This is a genomic window from Lactobacillus taiwanensis DSM 21401, assembly GCF_001436695.1.
Lineage (GTDB): Bacteria > Bacillota > Bacilli > Lactobacillales > Lactobacillaceae > Lactobacillus > Lactobacillus taiwanensis.
Genome location: NZ_AYZG01000033.1, coordinates 1 through 1818, shown reverse-complemented (window position 1 = coordinate 1818; position 1818 = coordinate 1). Strand labels below are relative to the sequence as shown.

At 30.9% G+C, this 1818-nt stretch carries 1 protein-coding gene and 1 pseudogene; both read right to left on the bottom strand.

The genetic code is table 11. The annotated features are described in order from the left end of the window. Nucleotides 1-76: 76 nt before the first annotated feature. Nucleotides 77-1090, bottom strand: coding sequence for a sugar transferase (locus FD18_RS04875; protein ID WP_057718890.1), 1014 nt, complete (start codon nucleotides 1088-1090; stop codon nucleotides 77-79). Between the two features lie 394 nt (nucleotides 1091-1484). After that, a pseudogene (locus FD18_RS09755) lies at nucleotides 1485-1818 on the bottom strand (hypothetical protein); the annotation flags it as partial.

Here is a 1818-nt window from a genome sequence, read left to right as displayed (position 1 = left end):
TAGTTGCTTGATTCTTTTTCAAAACTATTCATCAACAGGATTTGACAAACAGCCAAAATTCTCAGGGAGTTTTTAGTTAATTATTGTATTGAGCTTTTACCACAGCGTCAACTAATGCTTTTTTAGTAAAGTAACCATTACGAATTAAACTACCAAAATTATTAACACTATCAATCATTTGTCTATAATCTTCATCATTAGTTTGAAGAACTTTGGCTTGAGCTTCGTCTAAGCTGTCAGCAATAATGCCTAGATGCTTATTTTTTATAGCTTCAGCTTCTGGAGTAGTGCTATTTACGATAATTGGTAAACCTGCTGCTAAGTAGGTGCTAAGTTTATAAGAAGCATTTACTTTCATATATTCAGACCAATATGGCTCTTCAGACCAAACTAAGCCGAATCCACCAGTTTGTCGTAGTTCTTCTAATAAAACAGGATCATGTTTCCAGCCAGTAAGTTCAACATTGTGTTCAGAATCATTGTTTGCAGGGTCTGAATAAACTTTTAATTTAATATTTTGACAGTTCCAAGTTTTAACAAAATCAAATTTGTCCGCATTGCCAGCGAAATTAATTACTTTATTATTTTCAGGAGTAATGAAGTAGTTAACAGTTGCTGGATGATCCCAAAAATGTTGAACCACATATGGCTTTTCTTTTAAGCCGTTTTCTCTTAAAAGATCATACATTTTTTTCGATGGGACAATTAAAACGTCAGCCTTGTTATAGTAATCGATATATTGAGGCATGAGATAGCGATTAACTTCAAACATTAGAGGAATTACATCATGAATAAAGATAATTTTTTTAATATTAGGATAAAGATTGATATGGTCAATAAGTGCTTGATCCCATTCAATAGCAATCCAACTAGGAGATTGAAAGATAACGGTGTCGCCTCCGTTAAGAGAAGCAATAATTCCATCAAAGCGGGTGCTTCTTGCTTGCAGTGGCTCTTCTTTCCAATGATAAACATAAATTCCAAATTCATTCATGCCTAATTGTTTTGCAAAATCTACGACCATATTTTGGGCATTCTGAGCTACGCTATTCATAGCCATTCCATTTATATTTGTAATATGAACCGTCATTATATGTCTCCTTAGAACTTCTTCTTTCCTTAATTATAAGTATAAGAAAGAAAAAAATTTTTTACAATACACGCCTTATGTAATTAATGAGATAGTATTAAAAAAAAGACTTAAAGGCCAGATAAAACATTATCTATAGTTTTCATCTATAAATAAAGATAGATATCGAATATTTCGCATATAATTAAAATCAAAGTATAGTTAATTATGAATTTGAAAGTATAATTTAGAAAGGATTTGTAAAATGAGTAAACTTGCAAATGCTACTCACACAGATCTACTAAATGGACAATATTCCATTTGATAAGTTTGAAAGTTTCTTTAAGGAGAACTTGAAATAACTTTTAAGAATATGATTGAAATAAAAGCTTAGTTTGGACTAGGGTTTTTGTATTTAATTTTGATAAAGCAGTCTAACTTTCATCCCTGCATTAAATACTCCAATGACTGCACTACATGAGACAATTCCGAATAAATAAGGATTGCTTAGAAAAATAGCATAACCAAGCAAGTGAGAGAAAATAATAGGATGTTTTTTAGTATATTTAACAGTAAAACTTGGTAAAACACAGCTAATAATGATTCCTAAAAATGCGACTAATCGACCTAAACTTGTGTTAAAAAGACCACCTACTAATAAGGTAAGAGTTCTAAATATTAAAATGCTGCAAAATGATCCGTACCGTGTCAAGTAGACAGTTAAAATATATAAAATGATTGATGAACCA

Coding starts and splice junctions, on each gene's coding strand:
- FD18_RS04875 (WP_057718890.1), bottom strand. CDS start 1,090: ATGACGGTTCATATTACAAATATAAATGGAATGGCTATGAATAGCGTA.